Below are 25344 nucleotides of genomic sequence, written 5' to 3'. Positions count from 1 at the left end.
ATGCCTCAATGCCGCGCATCGCCGTCGAGCGAGTCGACGAGCATGTTGAGGGCGATGGAGACCAGTGCGATCGCGATCGCAGGACCGATGGCCGCAAGGGGATTGGTCGAGAGGCCGCCGAGATTCTCGCGCGCCATGCCGCCCCAGTCGGCCATCGGGGGTTGAACACCCAGGCCCACGAAGCTGAGGCTGCTCATGAAGAGGATCGCAAAGCTGGCGCGGATGGCGAAGTCGGTCGCCAGCGGCCGCATGACATGGGGCAACATCTCGCCGAACAGGATCCAGCCCATGCCCTCGCCGCGCGAGCGGGCCACCTTGACGTAGTCCATTTCCTTGAGGTCGTTGCCCAGCGCACGCGCGATCCGGAACACGCCGGCCGAATAGACCACCGCAGCGATACCGATGATGACCGATATGGAGGACCCCAGGGCGGCGACGACCACCAGCCCGACGATGATCTTCGGCAGGGCCAGGATCACATCGACGATGCGGCTGAGCACGGTGTCGACGAGGCCGCCGCGCGCGGCAGCGAGCAGGCCGAGCGTATCGCCAATGACATGGGCGAGAAGCGTCGCGCTCAGCGCCATGAACAGCGTGATGCGGGTTCCGTCCATCAGGCGCGAGAGCACGTCACGTCCGAGATGATCGGTGCCAAGCCACATGCCAGCCGCAGGCGGGCTGAACGGCTCGTCTGTGAGGAAGTCGAACGGGTCCTGCGGCAGAGCCACGAGCGAGACCAACGCGATGAGCAAGAAGATCAGCAGGATCGCGCTGCTCGCAACCAGCGTCGGCGACAGGCGCCGAGAGTGAGAGGCGCCGGTCATATCGCGTCCATTGGGCGTTGCGGAAGGGAGCGTGGGTCGCAGGCCCGCGCCAGGATGTCGGCAAGGAGGATCAGGAGCACATAGGTCGCGCAAAAGATCATGGCGCAGGCCTGGACCACGGGAAGATCTCGCGACTGTACGGAATCGATCATCAGCCGGGCCAGGCCAGGATAGGCGAAGATCGTCTCGACGATGACGATGCCGCTGACGAGATAGGCCGTGTTGAGAGCCACCACATTGGCGATCGGACCGACCGCGTTACGCAGCGCATGGCGGGCGACGACGCGGCGGCCGTGCACCCCCTTGAGAATGGCCATCTCGATATAGGGCTGCGTCAGGATGTTGCCGAGAATGGCCCGGGTCATTCGCGCGATCTGGGCGGTCACGACGACGACAAGGCTTGCCGTCGGCAGCAGCAGGGCACGCACGGTCTGGCCGAGGCTCGAGCCTGTGCTGAGGTAGGCGACCGCTGGCAACCAGCCGAGCGAGACTGCGAAAAGCAGCACCAGCAGCGTCGCGAGGAGAAATTCCGGCGTGGCGGAGAGGGCCAGCACGACGATCGAGGCGCTGCGATCGAGCGCGCGGCCATTCCACATCGCCATCACGATGCCGAGCAGGATGGCGAGCGGAACCGCGATCAGCGTAGTCACGCCGGCGAGCACGGCCGTGTTTGCCACGCGCTCGGACAGAAGGGCGCTGACCGAGGATTTGGTCACCAAGGAGCGGCCCCAGTCGCCCTGGACCACCCCTGCCAGCCAGGAGAGATAGCGCTGGAAGGGGGGCTGGTCCAAGCCCATCTCGAGCCGCAGGGCCCTGACGTTCTCAGGCGTCGCATACTGGCCCAGAGCAACCTGCGCGACGTCGCCGGGCAGGATCTCGCAAGCCCAGAAGACGAGCAGCGAGACGACGAACAGCAGCAGCAGCGTGGCCAGCAGCCGCCAGACGATGAAACTAGCCACGCTTTGTTACCCCCTCGGAATCCGCGCGATGCGGATCAGGCTTCGATCCAGATCCGGTCGGTGAAGTTGAAGCCGCCAAGGCTCCCGATCGGCGACGGGGTCAGGCCCTTGATCTTCTTCGAGACGCCATCGACGTAGCTGATGAAGGCCGGAAGCATGATCGCCCCAGAATTGTGGATGATGGACTGGATCTCGCCGTATTGTTCCTTGCGCTTGGCGAGGTCGAATTCGGCGCGGCTCATGTCGATCAGCTTTTCGACGCGCTCGTTCTCGTAATGCGAGAAGTTCCAGGCCGCGCCCTTCTTCCAGCTCAGGTTGAGCAGCATGTTGAGCGTCGGGCGCGGGTGGAAGTTGGTTGCGAAGAACGGGCGCTTGCCCGCAACCGCCGTCCAGTAGCTTTCGGCGGGCTCGCGCTTGATCTGAAGGTTGAGGCCGGCCCTCATCGCCTCGCGCTGCATCAACTGGCCGATATCGACGCTGTAGAGCACGCCGTCCCCCATCGTGACCTCGATGGGGCTCTTGCCGATGCCGGACTTGCCGAAATGGAACTTGGCCTTGTCGTGGTCGAGTTCGCGCTGCGGCAACGCAGCGTTGAAATAGGGGCTGGTCGGGCTGACGGGATGATCGTTGGCGATCGTGCCATAGCCGCGCAGGACCGTGTCGAGGACGCGCTTGCGGTCGATCAGGTACGACAGGCCCAGCGCGAGGTCGGTATTGTTGGACGGCGCCCGGTCAACGGCCGCCTGGATCGCCGTGTAGCGCGCGCCATGGGTGACGAAAACCTCGGCGTTGCTCGATTTCGAGACCTGCTCGATCGAATTGCCACGCAATTCCAGAATCATGTCGACGTCGCCCGAGAGCAACGCATTGGCACGCGCCGACGCGTCCGGGATGGGGAACATCTCGAACTGGTCGATGTAGGGCTGGCCCTGCTTCCAGAAATTGGCGTTGCGCACGAGCACAGTACGGATGCCGGGTTGGAATTCCTTGACCGTGAACGCACCGGTGCCGATCGGCTTGGAGAAGTCGTAGGTGCCGTTCTTGACCAGGGCGAACTGGAAGATGCCGACGAGCGCCGGCAGGTCGACGTCGGGCTGGGTCAACTGGACGACGATCTTGTTCGGCCCATCGGCCGTTACGGACGCGATGTTGCCGACGAGTTGCTTGGCGGTGGACGCGACCTTGTCCTCGCGGTGCCGCAGCAGCGAAAAGATGATGTCGTCCGTTGTCAGCGGCGAGCCGTCGCTGAAGGTGATGCCCTTGCGGATCGTGAAGACCCAGCGTGTCGCTTCGGGATTCGGCTCCCAGGATTCCGCAACCTCCGGCTGCGCCTGTCCCTGGTCGTCCATGCGCGTCAGGTAGCTGTAGACGCTGGTGCCCCGGATATAGTCGTTGCCCTTGTCGTAGCGCGCGGAGTCGAAGGTGTCTCCGGTCGACTGCTGGAACAGCGCCAGCCGCACCGTGCCGCCGCGCTTCGGCGCGGACTGTGCGAAGCCGCGACCGGAACCCGCGATCAGCCCTGTGGTGAGCAGGCCCGCGCTGAAGGCGCGGCGCGTCAGAGCACCCGCCGGCAGGAAACCGCCGGTCATCATCGATCCGTCTGCCATTGTGTTCACCCTCGCATTTGACGGCGTCTTTGACGCTCGCATGTCATGTTTTGTCATTGGGCTCGCCCATTTGGACGAACCGCGAACAAGAAGCCGTTTTTCCCTGGGGCAAATATCGCCGAATACATTAAAGCGCGGAACAAAATATCATCTGACGGCGCATCAATAAGTATTCACTGGCATAAAGTGGAAAAGATCAAATTCAAGCTCAGATCATCATTAGAAAAACCACACGGCGCCGATACGCTCGATTTGGACATTCAAAGTTCCCGATATGGACATTGCGGGTAGCGAGTCGAGCATGAGCCGAAACCAAGGACGATCAGACCATGCGCTTCGGATCGAGCTGGCTTTGGTAGGGGTGAAGGTCCATGAGGGGCAAAACCCTGTCGGGCTGCGTCGGCTGCGGCAATTCGGACGCCCTGTCCTCGGAAGGCGAGATGCCATAGGCCTCGCGGTAGCGCTCGAGGAAACGCGGATAGGAGCGGAAACCGCACCGCATCGCGATCGTCGTGAGCTCGATGCGTGTGGCCTTCACCAGCTTGCGCGCCCTCGCCAGCCGGATCATGCGGTAATAGTCGAATGTCGAGCAGTTGAAGGCGACCTCGAACAGCCGGTCGAGATGGCGCCGCGACAGCGAGAGCTGCTCCGCGATGACCTCGATGTCGAGCGGCCGGTGGATCGCTTCCTCCATCATCCGGCAGGCTTCCCGCACTGGCTGAGGGAAGCCGTTATAGGCAGAGGTAAACAGGTCGTCCTGATACGCACCGATCTCGCGGCGGTACGGAAAGATGATGATGTTGGCGACGCGCGCCGCCACGGCCTTGCCGAGGCGCTCCGAGAGAAGGTGGAGCATCATGTCGGTCGCCGCAGCACCACCGGCGCAGGTCATGCGCTTCTCACTCCAGGTGTATACCTTCTTCACGAAGCTCACCTGCGGGAATATCTCCGCGAACATGGGCAGGTTGTTGAAATGCGCCGTGGCGACATGGCCGTTGAGAACGCCCGCCTTTGCCAGGTGGTAGACGCCGCTCTCGATCGAGCCGATCGTCTTGCCATGGCGATCGAAGCGCCGGATCAGGCTTTGCGTCTCGGCGTTCTCGTAGCTGTCGTGGCGAAAGCTCGACAGGACCACGAGCGCATCGAATTCGCGGAGATCGCGGACATGCATCTCCGCGTGCAGCGGAATGCCCGAGCTCGATGCGACGCTGGTCTGCGTATCGTGCACGAAGAAGTACCGGAAAGGCGGTTCGGGATAGAGGGAGTTGGCCACCCGCAGCGTCTCGGCGGCCGAGACGGCGCCGAGAAGGGAGAACTCAGGCAGCAGCAGGAAGGCGATCGTATACATCCATCGACTCACGGCAGCGTCGCGCAGAACGCTGTTGGGCAACGCAATAGGCTCGGGGCTTGAGCGCGTTGCGTACAGCAGGCCGGAAGGAATCGCCATCGAGTCGGGCATCGGTCAGCTAGAGCCCCAATGTGGCGGAATGGGTGAAAAAGTCAGAGTAATTACTTAGCCAGCAAATCGATTAATGGCCAAATTGCACTTATCTCCGCGGACCATCGTCTCCTTGGTGCCCGCGGGCGCCGGCGCTCGCTCGCCTTGGCCCGAACCATGCCGCCTCGGCAATGACAGTCATGGCTGCCTGCAAATGCGGAGGTTGATGCGATCGGGCGTTCGTGCTGCAAAGACCGTCATGCCTGATCACGATTTCCCCTCCCCCCGATACGCGCTCGCCCGCAAGCCCGCCCTCTCACCCGGCGCCCTTGCACCCATGTCGGCGCGTCTCTGATATGACGGCGCCCTCGACACCCACGCGACAGGACGAGGCGGTCGCCTATGACGTCATCGTCGTCGGCGGCGGCAATGCCGCGCTCTGTGCTGCCATCTCGGCCCGCCGCGAAGGCGCGCGGGTGCTCGTGCTCGAATTGTCGAACGTCTTCTGGCGCGGCGGCAACACGCGCCATACGCGCAATATGCGCTGCGCCCATGACGCGGCGACCGAAAGCCTGTCGGGCCCCTATGGCGAGGACGAGTTCTTCGACGACCTGCTGCGGGTCACCAAGGGCAAGACCGACGAGCCCCTGGCCCGCTTCATGATCCGCGAATCCAAGTCGATGCTGGGCTGGATCGAGCAGCAGGGCGTGCGCTGGCAGCCTTCTTTGGGCGGCACGCTCTCGCTCGGGCGCACCAATTCGTTCTTCCTCGGCGGCGGCCGCGCCATGCTGAACGCGCTCTACCGGACTGCCGAGGATCTGGGCGTCGAGATCCGCTATGAGTCGGAGGTCACCGATATCGAGATCGAGGACGGCCGGTTCCGGTCAGTCACGGTCGCAGGCCAAAAAATTCATGCGAAAGCGCTGGTGGCGGCGGCGGGGGGCTTCGAATCCAACATCGAGTGGCTGAAGCGCTATTGGGGCGAGGCGGCCGAGAACTTCCTGATACGCGGCACCCGCAACAACCGGGGCACGATCCTGCGGCTCCTGCTCGACAAGGGCGCGCAGGAGGTCGGCGACCCCACCCAATGCCATGCGGTCGCGATCGACGCGCGCGCGCCGAAATTCGACGGCGGCATCATCACCCGGCTCGATTGCGTGGTGTTCGGCATCGTGGTCAACCGCGACGCGCAGCGCTTCTACGACGAGGGCGAGGACATCTGGCCCAAGCGCTATGCCATCTGGGGGCGCCTGGTCGCCGCCCAGCGCGACCAGATCGCCTACATCATCTTCGACGCGTCCTCGCTGCAGCTGTTCATGCCCTCGCTTTATCCGCCGATCAGCGCGCCTAGCATCAGGGCGCTCGCGACCCGGCTGGAGCTCGACCCCGACGCGCTCGAGGGGACCGTGGGAACATTCAATGCCGCCGTCAGGCCGGGCACCTTCGACGATACGATCCTGGACGATTGCCGGACAGAGGGCCTGACGCCGCCCAAGAGCCATTGGGCGCGGCCGATCGTGGAAGCGCCGTTCTATGCCTATCCGGTGCGCCCCGGCATCACCTTCACCTATCTCGGCGTGCGCGTGAACGAGGAGGCCCGCATCCAGATGGCCGATGGCAGCGGTGCCCCGAACATGTTCGCAGCCGGCGAGATCATGGCCGGCAATGTCCTGGGCGAGGGCTACGCCGCGGGCATCGGCATGACCATCGGCGCCGTCTTCGGGCGCATTGCCGGACGCGAAGCCGCCAGGAGTGCGCTGACATGACCGATTTCGCATTCCTGCGGGACACGGTGGGCACAGGTCCGGCCGGGACCGGCGGTTCCACCCCCAACCACGGCAGCGCCGCGCTGGCCGAGGCGGACCGGCTCATGACCGTCTGCAACTCCTGCCGTTATTGCGAGGGCCTCTGCGCCGTCTTCCCGGCAATGGAAATGCGGCGCTCGTTCTCGGACGGCGACCTGAACTACCTCGCCAATCTCTGCCACAACTGCGGCGCCTGCTATTACGACTGCCAGTTCTCCCCGCCGCACGAGTATATGGTCCATGTGCCTGCCACGCTCGCGCAGGTTCGCACCGAATCCTACGCGCACTACGCCTGGCCGCAGGCTTTCGCTGGCGTGTTCGCGCGCAATGGCCTGTTCATCGCCCTGGCGCTGGCCGTCGCGGTGGCGGCGTTCATCGCAGGCTTCGTCGCCTGGAACGACCCGGCAGTGCTGCTGGGCGTCCATACCGGCCCCGGCGCCTTCTACAGGTTGATGCCGCACAACACGATGGTGGCGATCTTCGGTCTGGTCTCGCTCTACTGCATCATTGCCATCGGCATGAGTGTGCGCGCTTTCTGGCGCGATATCGGCGAGCCCGAGGCCACGCTGCGGGATCCCGGCTCGCTCTGGCAGGCGTTCAAGGACGCCGGCAGCCTGCGTTATCTCGACGGCGGCAAATCGGGCTGCATGAACGACAGCGAGCGCCCCAGCGACCGGCGCCGGCTCTACCACCACCTGACCTTCTACGGCTTCATGCTCTGCTTCGCCTCGACCTCGACGGCAACCGCCTACCACTACCTCATGGCGATGCAGGCGCCGTATCCCTGGTACGACCTGCCGGTGCTGCTCGGCACAGCCGGCGGAATCGGGCTGACGGTCGGGCCCATCGGGTTGCTGGCCGAGAAATGGCGGCGCGACCCGTCGCTGCGGGAGGGCACTCCACTGGGGATGGATGTCGCCTTCCTGCTGATGCTGCTGCTCACCGGCGTCACCGGCCTTGCGCTGCTGGTGCTGCGCGCGACGCCGGCAATGGGGCTGCTGCTGGCTTTGCATCTCGGCGTGGTCTTCGCGCTCTTCGTCACCATGCCCTATGGCAAGTTCATGCACGGCATCTATCGCTTCCTGGCCCTGGTCCGGGCCGCGAAGGAACGCCACCGGGAACTGGCAGCCGCCGCGAAATAGCGGCTGAGGGACCACCGGGTTTGCCCGACCGCAGCCCGCCGGGATGCTGCGGGGTTGCGATCGGGCAGTGTCAACCAGCCGGACGCGCGGGCCTCACCGCTGCCGGACGATGACGACCTCGAGATACTCGCTCGGGACGACCATCGTGGCGTCGCCTGATAGGTTGAACTGCGCGAGCAGCGCAAGCAGATCGCGTTCGAGCGCCATCTGCTCCGGGGGCGGCAAGGCGGCGAAGGCCTTCAGAACGGGACCGTAATAGGAGCGGAAGATCTCGAGCCAATGCTCCGGTGAGCGGTAGCGGAAGACGAAGTTCCGCGTGGACACCCGCAGCGAGACCGATGCGGGCTCGAACAGTTCCGACAGCCGCGCCTGCGTGCCCCACAGGGCCGGCGAGCGCAGGCCTGCAGGTGGCGGGACATGCTTGCCGATGGTCTTGAAGAGCTGGCCGACGAAGCCCTCCGGGGTCCAGTTGGCCAGGCCTATCTTGCCGCCGCGGCGGCAGACGCGCAGCAGCTCTGCCGCGGCCTTGTCCTGGTTGGGCGTGAACATCACGCCGAATGTCGACATCACGACGTCGAACTGCTCGTCGGGAAATGGCAGGGCCTCGGCATCGGCCTCGCGAAAGCCGATCTCCAATCCGTCCGCGCCTGCGCGCTGGCGGGCGCGGTCGAGCAGCGCCGGCACATAATCGCTCGCGGTCACATTGCACCAGCGGCGGGCAGCGGCGAGGCTGGCATTGCCGTTGCCCGCCGCGACATCGAGCACCGCCTGGCCGGCGCGCAGGTCGAGCGCCTCGCAGAGCTCCTCGCCTACGATCTGGAGGGTGGTGCCGATGACGGCGTAGTCGCCCGACGACCAGGCGCCCTGCTGTCGGGCCTTGATGGCGGCATAGTCGACAGGCTGTGCTACGGGCTGGGACTGCGTCGCCGCGGAAGAGCTCAACATCGCTATCTCCTTTTCACGAGCCGGTAGTGGTAAGCTGGCCTCCATCGGCCAGGCGTAGCGGCGCGGCCGGTCTCCGGCATCGCGCCCTGGCCGGGACTGTAGGTCGTGCCCATGGGTTCATCCGTGGGAGCCGGCATGGACATGCCCGTGGAAACGAGCAAGCGAGAGGGAGACCCTGCTGGCACGCAACTCTGCGTGCGCCTGCTGGGCCCGCTGTCGCTGCGTCGCGGCGCCGGCCAGCTGGCCCTGCCGGCCTCCCGCAAGGCCCGGGCGCTCTTCGCCTATCTGGCGCCACGACCGCAGCCGCGCAGCCATCTGTGCGAGATGTTCTGGGAGGTGCCCGACGATCCGCGCGGCGAGCTGCGCTGGTGCCTGAGCAAGATCAGGCGCTTCATCGACGAGCCCGAGCACCGCAGACTGTCGACGCAGGCCGACGCAATCAGCATCGACCTCGATGGCTGCACGGTCGACGCGCTGCATATCCTGAAAGCCCAGCGGCGGGACGCGGCGCAGTCTGGGACCGCCTCGCTGCAAGCGCTCGTGGACCTGTTTTCCGGCGATTTCCTGGAGGGGCTGGAGCTCGATCATTGTCCCGGTTTCCAGCAATGGCTGGCAATGCAGCGCCGGCGTTTCAGGACCTGCCACGCAACGCTGCTGGAGCAACTCGTCGACCAGCTGCCGGCAGAGGCCGCCGCCGGCTATCTCGACCAATGGCTGACGCTCTCGCCCTTCGAGCTGAAGCCGCATGAACGCCTCCTGCGGATGCTTGCCGAGACAGGCCGCATCCGGGAGGGCCATGATCATCTCGCCGCCGCGATCCCCCTGTTCGAGGCCGAGGGGCTCGACAGCGCTCCCCTGCGCGAGGCATGGCGCGGGGCGCGAACGCGCGCCGAAGGCGGGACGGGGATCGCCGCCGCGATCTCGCCCGCTCCCGAGACTCCGCTCGATGGGCCGCCAGTGACGGCGCCGCGCCGCGCCTCCATCGCGGTGATGCCCTTCATCGACCAGGCAGAGCTCTCAGGCTCGCCGACCGGGATATCCGGCCCGCTCGCCCATGACGTGATCACCCGGCTTGCCAAGCTGCGATGCCTGTTCGTGATCGCGCCCGGGAGCATCCTAGCCCTCCGCGACCAGCGCATCGCGCCGACCGACGCCGCCCGGATGCTGAACGTGGACTATCTACTCAGCGGCACCCTGCGCCGGAGCGAGCAACGGCTGAGCCTTTCGGTCGAGCTCGTCGAGACCGGCAGCGGACGAATCCTGTGGGCGGAACACTTCAACCAGCGAAGCGACGAGGCCCTGCTCGTCCTGGACGAGATCGGAAACCGGATCGTCGCCTCGATCGCCAGCGAGATCGAGATGGCAGAGCGCAACCGGGCGATCCTGCGGCACCCCAGTTCCCTCGATGCCTGGGAGGCGCATCATCGCGGCCTCTGGCACATGTACCGCTTCAACAAGGCCGACAACGACCTCGCGAAGCACTTCTTCACACAAGCCATCGGGCTCGACCCGACCTTCTCGCGCGCCCATGCCGGGCTGTCCTTCACCCATTTCCAGAACGCGTTCCAGGGCTGGAATCGGCGCGAACAGGATATCGACAATGCGTTCGAGGCCGCAGGGCAAAGCCTGCTCGCGGATGATCGCGATCCCGCTGCGCATTGGGCCATGGGCCGGGCGCTCTGGCTGCGCGACCGCCATGACCAGTCGATCGCGGAGCTGGAGCAGGCTGTCGACCTCAGCCCGAATTTCGAAGGCCACTACGCTCTGTCTTTCGTGCATTCGCAGGCCGGCGACGCGGCGATGGCGATCACATCGTCGGATCGCGCCCGCGCGCTGAGCCCGTTCGACCCCATGCTGTTTGGCATGCTGGGCGCTCGGGCGATGGCGCTGGTGCGCCTCGGCCGGTTCGAGGACGCCGCGGATTGGGCGGTGAAGGCCGCCGCGCGGCCCAACGCCCATGCCCAGATCCTTGCGATCGCGGCCCTCTCGCTGGCGCTTGCGGGCAGGATCGAGGAAGCCAAGGCCAACCTCGCCGCCATCCGCAAGACCCTGCCCGACTACGGGATCGAGGACTTCCTGACCGCGATGCACTTTTCGCCCGAGGGCGAACGGCATTTCAGGGACGGCGCGAGCAGGATCGGGCTGCGCTGAGGTGGACGAGGTGGCCCGTCACTGTCCCCAGCGTTGCTGCCAGGCACTGCCCGCAAGCGCGCCGACGCAGTCGATCAAGGGTGTGGGCACGCCCGTCCTGCGGCCGAGTTCGGCCACGGCGCCCGCAATCGCGCCGAGTTCGAGCGGACGGCCCGCCTCCATGTCCTGCAGCATCGAGGTCTTCACGCCGACAAGCGTCGGCGGAATTTCGAGGCGCACTTCCAGATCCGGCAGGTTTTCGATGCCGAGCGCCGCAGCGACCGCGACGCATTCAGCCATGATCGCCTTGGCGACGGCCCGAACCGCCGGATCTCCCGCGAGCCTGTCGACCGCGGCACCCGTCACGGCCGAAAGCGGGTTATAGGCCGCATTGCCGAGAAGCTTCTGCCAGACTTCGAAGCGGATATCGTCGGTAGCCTCGGCGTCGATGCCTCCCGCTCGCAGGAGGGCCACGACCTCGCCCAGCCGGTCGCCCTGGGCGCGGAGGGGTTCGCCGACGATCAGCCGCTTCCTGCCATTCCAGTCGATCGCGTTGGGCGTAGGGCGGTTCGCGCCGATATAGACGACGCCTCCGAGCACCTGTCGCGTCGGGATCGCTGCGGCGATCGCGCCCTGCGCATCGACCGCGGCCAGCGTGCGATCGCCGAAGTGCGGGCCGAGCCCGTCGAGATACCACCAGGGGATGCCGTTGAGCATCGGCAGCACGATCGTCGACGGGCCGACCAATGGCGTCACGGCATCGAGGCCGCTACCCCAGTCATGAGCCTTGAAGCCGACCAGCACGAGATCCTGGACGCCCGCAGCCGCCGCATCGGACGTCACCTTGACCGCCACGGTCTCGGTCCCTGCACCGTTGGTCAGCGTAAGCCCCTCGGCGGCCAGGAGCGCCGCCGTCCGCGGCCGCGCCACGATCAGGGGGGCTTGCCCTGCCTTCGTCATATGCCAGGCGATGACACCGCCGATCGCCCCTGCCCCTACGATTGCAACGCGCATGCTTCCGCTCATCCTCGACTGCCTGCGCCGATTATAGCCGGGCGCGATCGAGCCGGTAGGCCCAGTGCCGGTCAGCCCCGATACCGAGCCGGCATGCGCGCGCCTAGCGGAGGCTGTCGAAGCTGTCGGCGCGGGCAATCTCCCAGTTGCGCCGGTAGAACGCGTGCTCCGACCGTCCCTGGATCAGCTCTTCGGGCTCGAGGAAGATATGAAGGTCAGAGAACAGCCGGATCTCGGTCGTGCTGACGCGGCGCACGAGATGATGGGGGGTCAGATGGTCGGGATGGGTGAGACCGGCTGCCGCCAGCATGTCGGCGAGGGCATGCAGAGTATTGGCGTGGAAACGGTGCACGCGCTGCGCCTTGTCGGGCACCACGAGCGCGCGCTGGCGGCCAGGATCCTGCGTAGCGACGCCGGTCGGGCAACGATTGGTGTTGCAGGAGAGCGACTGCACGCAGCCCAGCGCGAACATGAAGCCGCGCGCCGAATTGGCCCAGTCGGCGCCGATGGCCAGCACGCTGGCGATATCGAAGGCGCTGACGATGCGGCCGGCCGCACCGACCTTCACCCTGTCGCGCAGGCCGGCGCCCACAAGCACGTTATGGACAAACAGCAGGCCTTCCCGCATCGGCAGGCCGATATGGTCGCTGAACTCGACGGGCGCCGCGCCGGTGCCGCCCTCGGCGCCGTCGACGACGATGAAATCGGGAACGACGCCGCTTTCGCGCATCGCCTTGACCATCCCCATGAACTCCCAGGGGTGGCCGAGGCAGAGCTTGAAGCCGACGGGCTTGCCGCCCGACAGAACGCGCAGCTGCGCGATAAACGCCATCATCTCGAGCGGCGTCGAAAAGGCACTGTGGCTTGGCGGCGAGACACAATCGACCCCGACGGGCACGCCCCGCGTCTGCGCGATCTCGGGCGTCACTTTCGGCGCCGGCAGGATGCCGCCATGGCCGGGCTTCGCGCCCTGGCTCAGCTTGATCTCGATCATCTTCACCTGAGGATCGCTCGCCTGGCGCGCGAAACGCTCGGGATCGAAGCAACCGTGCTCGTCGCGGCAGCCGAAATAACCGCTGGCGATCTCCCAGACGATGTCGCCGCCACCCTCGCGATGATACGGGCTGATGCTGCCCTCGCCGGTATCGTGACTGAACCCGCCCAGCCGCGCTCCGTTATTGAGTGCCCGGATCGCATTGGCGGAAAGCGAACCAAAGCTCATCGCAGAGATATTGAACACCGAGGCGGAGTAGGGCTGCGCGCACTGGTCGTTGCCGATGAGGATTCGGAAACCGTCGGGATCGGACACCGGTGCCGGACGTGTCGAGTGTCCGACGAATTCATAGCCGTCGCGATAGACGTCGAGCAGCGTTCCGAACGGGTGGTCGCCGGCGAGATCCTTGGCGCGGCGATAGACCAGCGAGCGCTGGGAGCGCGAGAAAGGCGCGGCCTCCTCATCCGCCTCGAAGAGATACTGCCGCAGCTCCGGCCGGATCAGCTCGACGAACCAGCGGATGTGGCCGATCACAGGATAGTTGCGCCGGATCGCGTGGTCGCGCTGGACAAGATCCCAAATGCCGACAAGCGTCAGGAACGTCGCCAGCGCGGCGGGCAGCCAGAGCCAGTGATACTGGAGAGCGAGTGGGACGGTCGCGAGGGCGACAAGCGCGCTCAAGGCGAGCGCAGTGAACCGGCTCAATCGCAATGTCATACCCAGGCTCGTCCGAAGGAAACCCATTCCTTCTAGCCGTGGCGCAATGGAATAGCGACCCCGCCGCCGATCGGGGTCTGGCCGAACCCGGCGCGGTTCAGCGTTCCGATCGCAGCGCGACATGCCCACGAGCCCGCAGACAGGGTACAGCTAGAACCAACGACATATGCACGCTGCGACGGCGGCGAGCGGGAACTCGCTACACCGTCCCCGCGTTGCCGGATGGAGCGATCGCTATCGCTGGGGGGCGACGGATGATGACGACGCAAATGGCGAACCGTACGGTTCCGCAATCCGACGCCGGTGCCGTGCAGGCGGTGGAGGCCTCGAGCGGCGATGCCGTGCGTACGGCAGCCGCCCTGATCTCCGCCGCCGTCGTCATAGCCGGACTGTATTACGGCCGCGATATCCTGATCCCCCTCGCCTTCGCCTTCCTGATCGGGTTCGCGCTGAGCCCGCCGGTGATGTGGCTGCGCCGACGTGGCCTGCCGAAGGTTGTGGCGGTCGCGTCCGTGATGACCGTCGTGCTGGTCCTGCTGGCCGGGCTCGTCCTCGTGCTGGGAGCGCAGGTCCGTTCCCTCAGCGAGCAATTGCCGACCTACCAGTCGACGATCCAGACCAAGCTTGCGGACCTGCGGGCCCAGCTCAAGGCGCCCGGCATTTTCGATGGCGCCCTGAAGACGGTCGACATTGTTCAGAAGGAGGTCGAGCCCGCAAAGGATTCCACGGGCTCGGTCCAGCGTGTCGAGGTCGTCCCCGCGCCCGGCAGCCAGATAGAGCTCGCGCTCGTCTGGGTCGGGCGCGCGCTCGAACCGCTGGCGACGTTCGGCATCATCCTGATCTTCGTCGTGCTCGCCCTGCTGGATCGCACGGACCTGCGGGACCGGCTGCTGCGTATCTTCGGCGGGAATCTCCACCGCTCGACCGACGCCCTCGAGGAGGCGGGAACCCGGATCAGCAAATACCTGCTGATGCAGCTGATCGTAAACGTCTCCTACGGCCTGCCGCTGACGGTCGGCCTCTGGCTGATCGGTATCCCGGGCGCGCTGCTCTGGGGCGTCATCGCCGCGGTCATGCGGTTCGTGCCCTATCTCGGCCCGTTGATCTCGGCCATCTTCCCGCTTGCGCTGGCCTTCGCGGTCGATCCCGGCTGGCACATGGTGCTTTGGGCCGTGGCGCTGATCCTCGGGCTCGAGCTGATCAGCAACAACATCGTCGAACCCTTGCTATACGGCTCCAGCACCGGGCTGTCGGCGATATCGCTGATTGCGGCCGCGACCTTCTGGACCGCCCTGTGGGGGCCGGTCGGCCTCATCCTCTCGACCCCACTGACGGTCTGCCTGCTGGTTGTCGGCAAGAACCTGCCACAGCTGCAATTCCTCGACACCCTGCTGGGGTCGGTGCCGGTGCTGAACCCGGCGACCAGGGTCTACCAGCGCCTGCTCGCCGACGATGTCGAGGAGGCGATCGACATCGCCGAGGCGGAAATCGAGAAGAGCTCGCTCACCGGGTTCTACGACAGCGTCGGCGTGCAGGTGCTCAGGCTCGCCAGCGATGATTACGGCAGCCACGCCACGGCGGAGCATCGGCTGCGCGTCTCTGACGGGATGAATGCGCTGCTGGCCGAGATGGCCGAAGAGCACCCGGTCGCCAGCGCGCCGAGCGGCCCCAAGGTCGTCTGCGTCGGCGGCAAATGGGAGATCGATGCGATCGCGGCGCAGATGCTGGCCCATGCGCTGAGCCTGGAGGGCATCGCCGCGGAGAGCCGACCGTTGATGCATGTCTCGTCCGGCTCGGTCGCGAAGCTCGAGCTCGACGGTGTCTCTGCGGTCTGCGTCAGCTATTTCAGCGGCGAACCGGAACGGGCCGCCCGCCAGTTCTGCCGGCGGCTGCGGCGGCTTTGGCCAGAGCTGAAGATCGTCCTCGCGCTCTGGACGATGCCGTCGGACGCCCTCGTCAACGAGACCTACAGGGAGCTCGGGGCCGACGAGATCGCGACCTCGATCGCCGAGGTCACCGGGCGCCTTCAACGCCTCCTGCCCGCGGTCACAGTCAATCCGGCCGCGGCCGAGGCACCGGCCGACGATGCGGAGCGTGTCGCGGCGCTGCATGGCACCGACTTCCTCAACCAGGCGCTTCGCGACGATCTCGACGCGATCGCGAAGCGGGCGGCGGACGCCTTCGATGTGAGCTTCGCCATGGTCTCGGCAATCGATGCCGACAAGGAGATCATCATCGGCCAGAGCCGGCCGCTCGCCGGCTTCGAGCGCGACGAATTCGAGCGCACGATCCTGCCACGCCAGGACGCGATCTGCGACCACGTCGTCTCCGGCGGCGAGACGCTCGTCATCGCCGATACCGAGCGCGATCCGCGCTTCTCGGACAATGCGGTCGTGTCCAAATGGCAGCTGCGTTTCTACGCCGGCGCGCCGCTGCGCTCCGCGGACGGCTTCGTGCTCGGTGCGCTCTGCATCCTCGACACCGATCCACGCACGATCGGCCAGCGCGAGCTCGACCTGCTCGAGAAGCTGGCCGGCGATGCCGTCGAGACGATCACACGCTCTGAGCCCCCGCCGCAATCCGACGAGCCGGAAGACGAGGCCTCGGCGACAGTGGGCCAGCGCATTCCCGAATAGCGGCCCTGACGCCCGCTCGCGCCTAGATCGCCGGTGCGAGCCTGAAGCAACGGGCGCTGTGGCGGATATCGACGGCGAGGCTCGGCGGAATGGCGCCGGCGCAGCTCTCGATGAAGTTCTCGCAGCGCGGGCCGAAGGCGCAACCCGGAGGCGGCGCCGCGAGATCGGGCGGCGAGCCCGGAATCGCCCTCAGCCGGTCGCCCTTGTCCAGCGTGCCATGGGCGCGCGAGGCCAGCAGGCCGCGCGTGTAGGGATGGGACGGGTTGCCGATGACATCCCTGCACGGGCCGCTCTCGACGATGCGGCCGGCATACATCACCGCGATCCGGTCGGCGACCTCGACCGCGACGCCGATGTCATGCGTGACGAAGACGATGGCCAGCCCGAATTCGCGCTGCAATTCGCGCAACAACAGCAGCACCTGGATCTGCACGGTGGCGTCGAGCGCCGTGGTCGGCTCGTCGGCAAGCAGCACCTTTGGCTTGCAGGCGAGCGCGAGCGCGATCATGGCGCGCTGGCGCATGCCCCCCGACATCTCGTGGGGGAAGTTGTCGAGCCGACGCTCGGGCGAGGGAATGCGCACGCGCTCGAACAGTTCGAGCCCGCGCCTGCGGCCTTCCGCGCGCGACACGCCCTCGTGCCGCATCACCGCCTCGGCGATCTGGTCGCCGATCCGGTAGACGGGATCGAAGGCGAGGCCCGGATCCTGGAAGATCATCGAGACCGTCTTGCCGCGATAGGCGCGCAGCGCCGAGGGCGACAGCGCCAGAACATCCTGCCCGTCGACGGCTATGGAGCCGCCGATCTCAGCCGATTTCGGATGGAGCCGCATCAGCGCGCGCAAGGTGACGCTCTTGCCCGAGCCGGATTCGCCCAGCAGCGCCAGCGTCTCGCCGGGCTTGAGAGCGAGATCGACACCGCAGACGGCGCGGATTTTTCCGCGGCCAGCGGCGAAATCGACAGTCAGGTCCCGGGCCTCGACGATGGGCGCCGCGTCGCCACTCATGCCACTTATCATGGTGCCGTTTCTCATGCCGCGACCAATCTCGGATGGCCCGAGGCGGGGTTAGCGAGATGGCAGGCGGCTGCGTGCGCGGCTCCCACATCCGCCAGCAGCGGCTCGGCATGGCTGCAGATGGTCGAGACCAGCTTGCAGCGCGGGTGGAAGCGGCAGCCATCGGGCGGGTTGATCGGATTGGGCGGATCACCCGACAGTGGCGCTTCCTGCGTGAGGTTGTCGGGGTCCATCGAGGGCATCGAGGACAGCAGCGCCGCCGTATAGGGATGGCCTGGCTTGTCGAAGATCGGCTCGGAGGGCCCGACCTCGGCGACCTTGCCGAGATACATCACCATGATCCGGTCGGACATGAAGCGCACGACGTTGAGGTCGTGCGTGATGAACATGTAGGTCAGGCCGAAATCGCGCTTCAGGTCGAGAAGCAGGTTCAAGACCTGCGCCTCGACGGATTTGTCGAGCGCCGAGACCGCCTCGTCGAGGATCAGCAGGCGCGGCTCCAGCGACAGTGCCCGAGCGATATTGACGCGCTGGCGCTGGCCGCCGGATATCTCGTGAGGATAGCGACCGGCAAAGCGCCTGGGCTCCAGGCCGACGCGATGCAGCAGGTCATGGGCGGTGGCGATCGAGGCGGCAGCCGTCGCGCCATGGATGCGCGGACCGAAAGCGACGGTGTCCTCGACAGTCAGGCGCGGGTTCAGCGAGGCATAGCTGTCCTGGAACACCATCTGGACCTGGCGGCGGAAGGCCTTGAGATCGAGCGCAGCGGAGCCCACGGCCTCGCCGTCGAACAGGATATTGCCAGCGTCGGGCCTGACGATCTGCATGATCAGCCGGGCCGTCGTCGACTTGCCGCAGCCGGATTCGCCGACGATGCCGAGTGTCTCGCCCTTGGCGATGGCGAAATCGATGCCATCGACCGCGCGCACGACGCCACTGGGCTTGCCGAACAGGCTGCTCTTGCCGCCGAAATGCTTGACCAGCCCGCGCACGTCGAGCAGCGGCGTGCCGGCCCCGCCGCGATCGCGCGGGTCGCTTTGCGTCGAGGCTCCGTTCATTGCCGCACCTCCATTGCGCCGCGCAGGCCATCCGAGAACAGGTTGAACGAGATCGAGGTGATGAAGATCATCGCGCCGGGAAGGGCTGCGACCAGCGGCTGCGAGTAGATCGCAGTGCGCAGCGTGTTGAGCATCAGGCCCCATTCCGGCTCGGGCGGTTTTACGCCGAGGCCCAGGAACGACAGGCCCGAGGACAGGATCATCGAGACGCTGATCAGGCCGGTCGCATAGACGAAGATTGGTCCGAGCACATTGCCGAGCACATGCACGCGCACGATCGTCCAGGTGTTGGCGCCCGAAATGCGCGCAGCCTCGACGAAATCGCGGTTTCGGGTCTGGGTGGTGACGGATTCCGCGATGCGCGCGATCTGCGGCACGAAGACCACCGTCAGCGACACGATCGAGTTGAGGATGCCGGCACCCAGCGCGCCCGAGAGCGCGATCGCCAGCAGTACCGAGGGAAAGGCGAAGAAGACGTCGATGACGCGCATCACCACCGTGTTGACCCAGCCGCCGACATAGGCCGCGAAGATGCCGATCGCGGAGCCCAGCACGAAGGCGAAGATCACCGGCGTGACGCCCATGAAGAGCGAGAGCCGGCCGCCATAGATCAGCCGGCTGAGCAGGTCGCGGCCGAGCTCGTCAGTACCCAGCAGATAGCCCGGCGTACCGATCGGCCGCAGGCGCCGGACCATCGTGCCCCGCAACGGATCGGCCGGGGCGACGTAAGGGGCGAAGATCGCCGCCAGCACGATCACCAGGATAACCGCGAGCGCGCCCATCGCGACGGGGTCGCGCACCAGCCGGCGGCCGACGCTGGACCAGTAGCCCTCGCTGCGGACGGGCGTGACGGTAATGATGGCTCCGGCGTCGATCGCTGTCATCGGTTCAGCCTCGCTGGATGCGTGGATCGAGCGTGGTCTGGAGCACGTCGACGACGAGGTTGAGGGCCACGAAGAACAAGGCGAGCACCAGGATCGTGCCCTGCAGCAGCGGCAGGTCGCGCTGGAAGATCGCGGTGTTCAGCAGGAAGCCGGTGCCGGGCCAGGCGAACACCGTCTCGATCAGGATCGAGCCGCCAAGGAGGTAGCCGAGCTGCAAACCCATCACCGCGAGCGCGGTCGGCGCGGCATTGCGCACGACATGCTTGAAGACGTCCCACTCGCCCATGCCCTTGGCCCGCAGCGCCTGGACGAAATCCTGCGAGAGGATGTCGGCGACGAGCGCGCGCACCGTGCGCGAGATGATGCCCATGGGGATCGCCGACATCGTGATCGCCGGCAGGATGATGTAGCTGAGATGCTCGAGGTCGGGGCGCCAGGCGCCCGAGCCGCCGGGGCCGGCGCCTGTCGAGGGCAGCCAGCCGAGCAGGGCGGAGAACACGATCACCATCACCATGCCGAGCCAGTAATGCGGCACGCTGACCCCCAGTATGGAGACCAGCGAGGCCAGCCGGTCGAGCAGGCTGCCGCGAAAATAGCCGGCGACGAAGCCGAAGAAGGTACCGAAGCCAAAGCCGATCAGCGTCGCCAGCGAAGCCAGGATCAGTGAGTTGCCGACAGCCCGGCTGACCTCGGCGATGACGGGCCGGCCTGAGGCGATCGAGGCGCCGAGATCGCCATGCAGGACCTTCCAGAGCCAGAGCCCGTATTGCACCGGCAGCGGCTTGTCGAAGCCGTAGGCCGCCCGCATCTCGGCCTGCTGATCGGCGGTGGCGTCGATCGGCATGATCGCTGTCAGCGGGTCGCCCGGCGCGAGATGGACCAGCAGGAAGCAGACGATGCTGACACCGAACGCGACCGGCAGGACATAGACGAGGCGCTTGAGAGCATAGAGCAGCAAGGCTGACCCTCCATCGGGCCGGTGCGGCCGCGACAGCGCGGCTGCACCGGCGGTCTCACTTGTCCATGGTGATCGGCGAGAAGTCCTGGAACCAGTTCTGGGCCTGCACGAAGCCCTTGACCTTGGTGCTCATGGCGCGCGGGTTGACGTCGTGCGTGACCATCAGGAACAGCGCTTCATCGACATATTTCTCGTGGATCTTCTGCAGGATCGCGGTCTGCTCCTTCGGCTCGAAGGTGCTGCGGACCTGATCGAAGAGCTTGTCCATCTCGGGATCGCAGTAATAACCCCAGTTCGTGCCGGCCGGCGGGGCGAGATTGCACTGGAGATGGCGGATGAAGCCGGTGAAGGGGTCCTGGATGAAATAGGTGTAGTTCATCGCCGTGCCGCCGCGCGAGCTCGCATCCTTGGCGCCCGCACGCCACATGTTGATGAGCTGGTTCCACTCGACCACCTCGAACTCGACCTTGATGCCGACCTCCGCGAGGTTCTGCTGCACGACCTCGTTCATCGGGAGCGGCTGCATCTGACCGGACCCAGACGGCGAGATCAGGATCTTGGTCACCAGTGGCTTTTCGGGCGTGTAGCCGGCTTGCTTGAGCAGCGCCCTCGCCTCGTCTGGCTTGTAGTCGAGCTTGAAGCTCGGCTTGCCGAACCATTGGTGGCCGGGCGGATAGAAGCCCTCGGCGGGGATCATCATGCCGGCGAGCAATTCCTTCAGGCCCTCGCGGTCGACGGCGAGATTGGCGGCTTTCCGCACCCGGATATCGTTCCAAGGCGAGCCCTCGGCGCGCGAGAGATGCCAGGTCCAGTTATGCGGATAGGCGTTGGTGACGATCTTGAAGCCCGCCGACGTCAACGACTTCGCAGCATCGGGCGCGGGCGCCTCGATCCAGTCGACCTGGCCCGAACGCAGCGCCGCGACCCGGGCATTGGCCTCGGGGAGCGGGATCAGCACGAGCTTGTCGAGCTTGGGCACGCGCGCCTTGTCCCAGTAGTCGGGGTTGGGAACCATCTCGGCGCGCTCGCGCGGTACGAAGCCGGTGAGCTTCCAGGGTCCGGTGCCGGAGGGCGCCTTGGCGACATTGTCCCAGCTCTTGCCCTGCTTCTCCCAGTTTGCGGGCGAGGACATCAGGATCCAGGCTAGTTGGTAGGGCAATGTTGCATCAGGGGTTTTCGTCGCGATCTCCAGCGTCATCGGGTCGATTGCCCGATAGGAGGCAACGGCGGGGATGCGCGACCGCCCCTGCGCCGACTGGCGCTGGTCGAATTGGGGTGACTCGTTCCTCAGGAGCTTGTCGAGATTCCAGACGACGGAGTCGGCGGTGAAGGCCGAGCCGTCATGGAACCTGACCTCCGGGCGCAGCTTGAAAAGCCATTTCGTCTTGCTGGCGTCGCTGGGGTCGAGGCCCCAACTCAAGGCGAGGCCGGGCGCGAGGTCAGAGGGTTTCGTAGCGCTCGAGAGGTCCCAGTTGATCAGCGCGTCATAGACCGTATAGCCCATGAAGCGCTGGCCCTCGCCGCCATTGTCGGTCTGGCCGGTGGTGAGGGGAATGTCCGAGGCGGTCATGCCGATCCGCAACGTGCCCTGCGCCGAGGCTGCACCGTGCAGCGCAGGCAAGATGGCGAAGAGGAAAGCGTTCTTCAGAAGCGCACGACGCATGGGACCCTCCAGATGTGTGGGCCTCACGTAGCAAGCTTCGTGCCGTGCTCTTCGCAGCTGCGGGAGAAGAGCGCCCGGACTCGACTGGGCGCCATCTTGCCTCCCTCTGCGGCAGGCCGTCCGGGCCGGCACCGGGCCTGCCACTCGCCCGGCCCGCAAGGCACCTGCGCCCGGGCGCTGCGCGCCTCTCGCACCAAGGCTTGCGCTGAGGTAAACCGGCGCGACCTTCCATGAACACGAGCGGGAATCCATGAAACGGCGTGGCGATCTCGACGCGATTCCCGGCGAGATCCGCCGCGGCGCCTGCGCGTTTCACGAGGCCGGGCACATCGTCGTCGGCTGGCATCACCGGCGCTACATCACCCACGCCTGGCTGCGGCCGCCGCATGGCTTCAGCGGCGAGACCTGCTTCGAGCCCTACCAGCGAACCTTCCGGCGCGAGCGCAGTGACGACATCCGGCGCGCCGAGGCCGAGGTGACGATCCTCCAGGCCGGCTATTGCGGGGAGATGATCTTCTGGAACGAGGGCAAGGCCCTGGAATGGTATCCCGGCGGGATACAGTCCCACGCCGACGACCTCCAGCAGATGCTGCCCTATATCGGTTTCGTGGCCCCGGCCGATGAGCCCGCCTTTCGCGCACGCTGCGCGAACGTCGCGACCGCGATCCTGTATCGACCGTCGGTGCTTGCAGCCCAGAAACGCATTGCCGGCGTCCTGCTGGATCGCTGGCGGATCGAGCCCGGCGAGGTCGACGCGATCCTGACGGAGGCGACCTCGGCCTGACACATGGCGCGGCTGAGCCTCAGCCCCTGGCGATCTCGGTTGCTACCAGTGCACCGAGCGACGGCAGGAAGCCGTCATCCTCGGCAATCGCCTCGCCATTGGTGAACACGGTGAGCACGAAGTCTTGTCCGCCGGGCAGGATCGCGCGGATCACGTCATGACGGCGGAATTCCGCGCGGGCGTCGCCGAGCCAGCGCGTGCGGCCGGCCTTGGACCAGATCTGCGTGCCCTCGGGCATGCCGCCACCGAGATAGCCGAGCAGCTGGTAGGCGCCACGCGCGCGATGCGGGCTCTGCTGGTCGCGGGCAAGATAGTCGCGCATCGCGGCTCGACGCTCCGGCGTCAGCAGGGCCGAGCCGTGGGAGATCTCGTACATAAGCCGCGCCATCGCGATCGGTGTCAGGCTGTTATGTCCGACAGGCGACAGGTCGAGACCGATTTTCTCGCGGCCATAGCGGAGATCGTCCATCAGCTTCTGGTCGAGGTTGATGCTGTCGAGCTCGGGCCAGCCCAGCCCGCTGAAATAGCGGTTGATACCCTGGCGGCTCTCGCGCCACTGCGCCAGCGCCTCGCCTTCGAGCAGCGTGTCGCCGGTCGTGTCGGTCAGCAGGTCGATGATGTAGTTCGTGGCTGCGTTCGACGACCACAGGATCATGTCGCGCATCGCCCGGTCGAGCTCCTCATGCGCAACCAGCCGGCCCTCATCGAGGGCGGCCTGCACCGCGGCAAGGTGAAAGACCTTTACGAGCGAGCAGGGATAGCTGCGCCAGTCGCTGCGCCGTGCCGCGCCCGCCGGCGCCGCGCCGTCGCTGGAAGGGCGCAGCAGCACATAGGCGAAATCGTCCTGCGTAACGCCGCGCGCCGCATAGATCGCCGCCGCATGGGCTTCCAGCTTTGCGCCGATGCGCTGCAGCTCGGCATCCTCGGTGAAGAAGCTCATTTCATATCCATGGCTTTGGTGGGCAGGTTGACGGCGGCCATTGTCAGCCCTTGGGCCGCAAGGCGGTGTCGAGGCCTTCGCCGATCAGCGCGAAGGCGACGCCGGTGTAGATGATCGCCAGACCCGGACAGGTCGCGATCCACCAGGCGTCGAAGAGGAATTCGCGGCCGTCCGAGATCATCAGGCCCCATTCGGGCGTGGGCGGCTGGATGCCGAGTCCGAGGAAGCTCAGCGACGTCACGGCCAGGATGGTCAGCACGACATCGGCCATGGCGTAGACGATGGCCGGGTTCACCGCATTGGGCAGGATGTGCGAGGCGATGATCCGGCTGGTCGAGCTGCCGAAGCTGCGCGCCGCCTGGACATATTCGAGTTCGCGCAAGACCAGCACCTCGCCGCGCACGATGCGGGCGAACGAAATCCAGTTCACGAGCAGGAAGGCCAGATAAAGGTTGGATTCGCCGGGGCCGAGGACGCCGACGATGGCGATCACCAGCACATGAAACGGAAATGCCCAGAAGATGTCGGTGATGCGCATGATGACGGTATCGACGCGGCCGCCGATATAGCCCGACAGCGCGCCGATCGCGGTTCCCAGCACGGCCGGCGCCAGCACGCAGATCAGCGCGACCTTGAGGTCGACGAAACCGCCCGCCATCACGCGCGAAGCGACGTCGCGACCGAGGTCGTCGGTGCCGAACCAGTGCCTGGCCGAAGGCGGCTGCAGCGTGTTGCCGTAGTCGATCAGGAAGGGGTCATGCGGCGTCCAGACCTGGCCGAGCCCGACGAACAGGCACAGCCCGGCCAGCAGAACGAGACCGATGACAAGGGACGGATTGGAGGGGCGCTTGCGCGTCATGCGGTCAATCCAGCCTGATCCGCGGATCGGCGAGCGCGTAGGCGATGTCGGTCGCCAGGTTGATCAGCACCACGAGCACCGCAAAGACGATGGTGAGGCCCTGGATCATCGGATAGTCGCGGGCGAAGATCGACTCGACGAAGAGCGATCCCAGGCCCGGCAGGGCAAAGACGGTCTCGATCACCACGGTGCCGCCGATGATCCAGCTGGTATGGGCGCCGAGCACCGAGATCGAGGAGATCAGAGCGTTGGGCAGCACATGGACCCGCATCGAGCGGCTGGTGCTAACGCCCTTGGCCTTGGCGGTGGTGACGTAGTCCGAGCTCAGCACGTTGAGGATGCCGCTGCGCAGGCTGCGGATGGTCAGCGAGGCCGTGGCGAGCGCAATCACCAGCGCAGGCAGCGTCAGATGGTGCAGGCGCGAGAGAAAGCCGGTGCCGTAGCCCGAGGTCGGAAACAGCGGCAGCCAGATCGCCAGCACCACGACCAGCACGAGCCCGAGCCAGAATGACGGGATCGCGAGCAGGACGGTGAAGACGAGCTTGACCGCGACGTCGAGCGGCCGGTCGCGTTCGATCGCCGAGAGCAGCGCCAGCGGCACGGTCAGCGCGATCGCGATCACCGTCGAATAGGCGACGAGCCACAGCGTCGCCGGCAGGCGCTCCAGCACGAGCGCGGACACCGCCCGGCCATGCACGACGGAGCGCCCGAAGCTGCCCGACAGGATATCGCCGAGGAAGATCAGATATTGCCGCCAGAGCGGCAGATCGAGCCCGAGACGCTGCTTCATCAGCGCGATTTCCTCGGGCCCACCACGCGCGCCCAGGAGCAGCGTCACCGGATCACCCGGTAACGCCCGCAGCAGGAAGAAGCAGGCGAGCGTCATGCCCAGCAGCACGGGGACGAGCTGGATCAGCCGTTTGAGGATATAACTGAGCATGGCGAGGCGACCAAAGGGCTGGGGCGGCCGGG

General features: G+C 66.3%; 20 protein-coding genes. 5 read left to right on the top strand and 15 right to left on the bottom strand.

Annotation, left to right across the window (positions count from 1 at the left end; genetic code table 11):
• Positions 1 to 5 precede the first annotated feature (5 nt).
• The 4 genes from AC1D2L_RS08040 to AC1D2L_RS08025 form a co-directional block, all read right to left on the bottom strand.
• Positions 6 to 824: an ABC transporter permease gene (locus tag AC1D2L_RS08040; protein ID WP_476845332.1), complete on the bottom strand. Its 819-nt coding sequence runs from the start codon at positions 822 to 824 to the stop codon at positions 6 to 8.
• Positions 821 to 1783: an ABC transporter permease gene (locus AC1D2L_RS08035; protein WP_476845331.1), complete on the bottom strand. Its 963-nt coding sequence runs from the start codon at positions 1781 to 1783 to the stop codon at positions 821 to 823. Before AC1D2L_RS08035 ends, AC1D2L_RS08040 begins: the two co-directional genes overlap by 4 nt.
• A gap of 35 nt (positions 1784 to 1818) precedes the next feature.
• Positions 1819 to 3390 (bottom strand): ABC transporter substrate-binding protein, encoded by a 1572-nt coding sequence (locus tag AC1D2L_RS08030; protein ID WP_476845330.1) that lies wholly within the window; start codon positions 3388 to 3390, stop codon positions 1819 to 1821.
• A gap of 322 nt (positions 3391 to 3712) precedes the next feature.
• Positions 3713 to 4738, bottom strand: coding sequence for a GlxA family transcriptional regulator (locus AC1D2L_RS08025; RefSeq protein WP_476845329.1), 1026 nt, complete (start codon positions 4736 to 4738; stop codon positions 3713 to 3715).
• A gap of 446 nt (positions 4739 to 5184) precedes the next feature.
• On the opposite strand from AC1D2L_RS08025, the gene tcuA reads away from it, so the two are divergent.
• Complete coding sequence (gene tcuA, locus AC1D2L_RS08020) at positions 5185 to 6594, top strand: FAD-dependent tricarballylate dehydrogenase TcuA (RefSeq protein ID WP_476845328.1); 1410 nt, start codon at positions 5185 to 5187, stop codon at positions 6592 to 6594.
• The gene (gene tcuB, locus AC1D2L_RS08015) at positions 6591 to 7775 is read left to right on the top strand and encodes a tricarballylate utilization 4Fe-4S protein TcuB (protein ID WP_476845327.1); all 1185 of its coding nucleotides are present in this window, start codon (positions 6591 to 6593) and stop codon (positions 7773 to 7775) included. The genes tcuA and tcuB overlap by 4 nt, the downstream gene beginning before the upstream one ends.
• 93 nt (positions 7776 to 7868) lie before the next feature.
• Here tcuB and AC1D2L_RS08010 read toward each other — a convergent pair whose 3' ends face one another.
• Positions 7869 to 8720, bottom strand: a complete 852-nt coding sequence (locus AC1D2L_RS08010; protein WP_476845326.1) for a class I SAM-dependent methyltransferase — start codon at positions 8718 to 8720, stop codon at positions 7869 to 7871.
• 135 nt (positions 8721 to 8855) lie between these two features.
• Between AC1D2L_RS08010 and AC1D2L_RS08005 the strand changes: the two genes are divergently transcribed.
• Complete coding sequence (locus tag AC1D2L_RS08005; RefSeq protein WP_476845325.1) at positions 8856 to 10871, top strand: transcriptional regulator; 2016 nt, start codon at positions 8856 to 8858, stop codon at positions 10869 to 10871.
• 18 nt (positions 10872 to 10889) lie between these two features.
• Here the strand turns inward: AC1D2L_RS08005 and AC1D2L_RS08000 are convergent, their stop codons facing one another.
• Complete coding sequence (locus tag AC1D2L_RS08000) at positions 10890 to 11864, bottom strand: ketopantoate reductase family protein (RefSeq protein WP_476845324.1); 975 nt, start codon at positions 11862 to 11864, stop codon at positions 10890 to 10892.
• 103 nt (positions 11865 to 11967) lie between these two features.
• Positions 11968 to 13602 carry an FMN-binding glutamate synthase family protein gene (locus AC1D2L_RS07995; RefSeq protein ID WP_476845323.1) on the bottom strand — a complete coding sequence of 545 codons (1635 nt, stop codon included), beginning with the start codon at positions 13600 to 13602 and terminating at the stop codon, positions 11968 to 11970.
• Between the two features lie 242 nt (positions 13603 to 13844).
• Here AC1D2L_RS07995 and AC1D2L_RS07990 point away from each other — a divergent pair, with 242 nt between their 5' ends.
• Entirely contained in the window at positions 13845 to 16211 is a 2367-nt protein-coding gene (locus AC1D2L_RS07990; protein ID WP_476845322.1) for an AI-2E family transporter, read from the top strand.
• Between the two features lie 22 nt (positions 16212 to 16233).
• Here the strand turns inward: AC1D2L_RS07990 and AC1D2L_RS07985 are convergent, their stop codons facing one another.
• The 5 genes from AC1D2L_RS07985 to AC1D2L_RS07965 are packed head-to-tail and all read right to left on the bottom strand — an operon-like array spanning position 16234 to position 21789.
• Positions 16234 to 17217: an ABC transporter ATP-binding protein gene (locus AC1D2L_RS07985; RefSeq protein ID WP_476845321.1), complete on the bottom strand. Its 984-nt coding sequence runs from the start codon at positions 17215 to 17217 to the stop codon at positions 16234 to 16236.
• A 23-nt stretch (positions 17218 to 17240) separates the two neighbouring features.
• A complete protein-coding gene (locus tag AC1D2L_RS07980; protein ID WP_476845320.1) occupies positions 17241 to 18284 on the bottom strand; it encodes an ABC transporter ATP-binding protein in 1044 nt (347 codons plus the stop codon).
• Positions 18281 to 19168, bottom strand: a complete 888-nt coding sequence (locus AC1D2L_RS07975; RefSeq protein ID WP_476845319.1) for an ABC transporter permease — start codon at positions 19166 to 19168, stop codon at positions 18281 to 18283. Before AC1D2L_RS07975 ends, AC1D2L_RS07980 begins: the two co-directional genes overlap by 4 nt.
• 4 nt (positions 19169 to 19172) lie before the next feature.
• Positions 19173 to 20126, bottom strand: coding sequence for an ABC transporter permease (locus AC1D2L_RS07970; RefSeq protein ID WP_476845318.1), 954 nt, complete (start codon positions 20124 to 20126; stop codon positions 19173 to 19175).
• Between the two features lie 55 nt (positions 20127 to 20181).
• Entirely contained in the window at positions 20182 to 21789 is a 1608-nt protein-coding gene (locus AC1D2L_RS07965; protein WP_476845317.1) for an ABC transporter substrate-binding protein, read from the bottom strand.
• 250 nt (positions 21790 to 22039) lie between these two features.
• On the opposite strand from AC1D2L_RS07965, the gene AC1D2L_RS07960 reads away from it, so the two are divergent.
• Positions 22040 to 22573: a hypothetical protein gene (locus AC1D2L_RS07960; protein ID WP_476845316.1), complete on the top strand. Its 534-nt coding sequence runs from the start codon at positions 22040 to 22042 to the stop codon at positions 22571 to 22573.
• Between the two features lie 19 nt (positions 22574 to 22592).
• Here AC1D2L_RS07960 and AC1D2L_RS07955 read toward each other — a convergent pair whose 3' ends face one another.
• The 3 genes from AC1D2L_RS07955 to AC1D2L_RS07945 are packed head-to-tail and all read right to left on the bottom strand — an operon-like array spanning position 22593 to position 25312.
• Positions 22593 to 23513: a serine hydrolase gene (locus AC1D2L_RS07955; protein ID WP_476845315.1), complete on the bottom strand. Its 921-nt coding sequence runs from the start codon at positions 23511 to 23513 to the stop codon at positions 22593 to 22595.
• 43 nt (positions 23514 to 23556) lie between these two features.
• Complete coding sequence (locus AC1D2L_RS07950; protein WP_476845314.1) at positions 23557 to 24372, bottom strand: ABC transporter permease; 816 nt, start codon at positions 24370 to 24372, stop codon at positions 23557 to 23559.
• A gap of 4 nt (positions 24373 to 24376) precedes the next feature.
• Positions 24377 to 25312: an ABC transporter permease gene (locus tag AC1D2L_RS07945; protein ID WP_476845313.1), complete on the bottom strand. Its 936-nt coding sequence runs from the start codon at positions 25310 to 25312 to the stop codon at positions 24377 to 24379.
• Positions 25313 to 25344: the final 32 nt, after the last annotated feature.

This window comes from Allobosea sp. P1_B10 (genome assembly GCF_056406735.1).
This window is presented reverse-complemented; position numbering and strand designations above follow the sequence as displayed.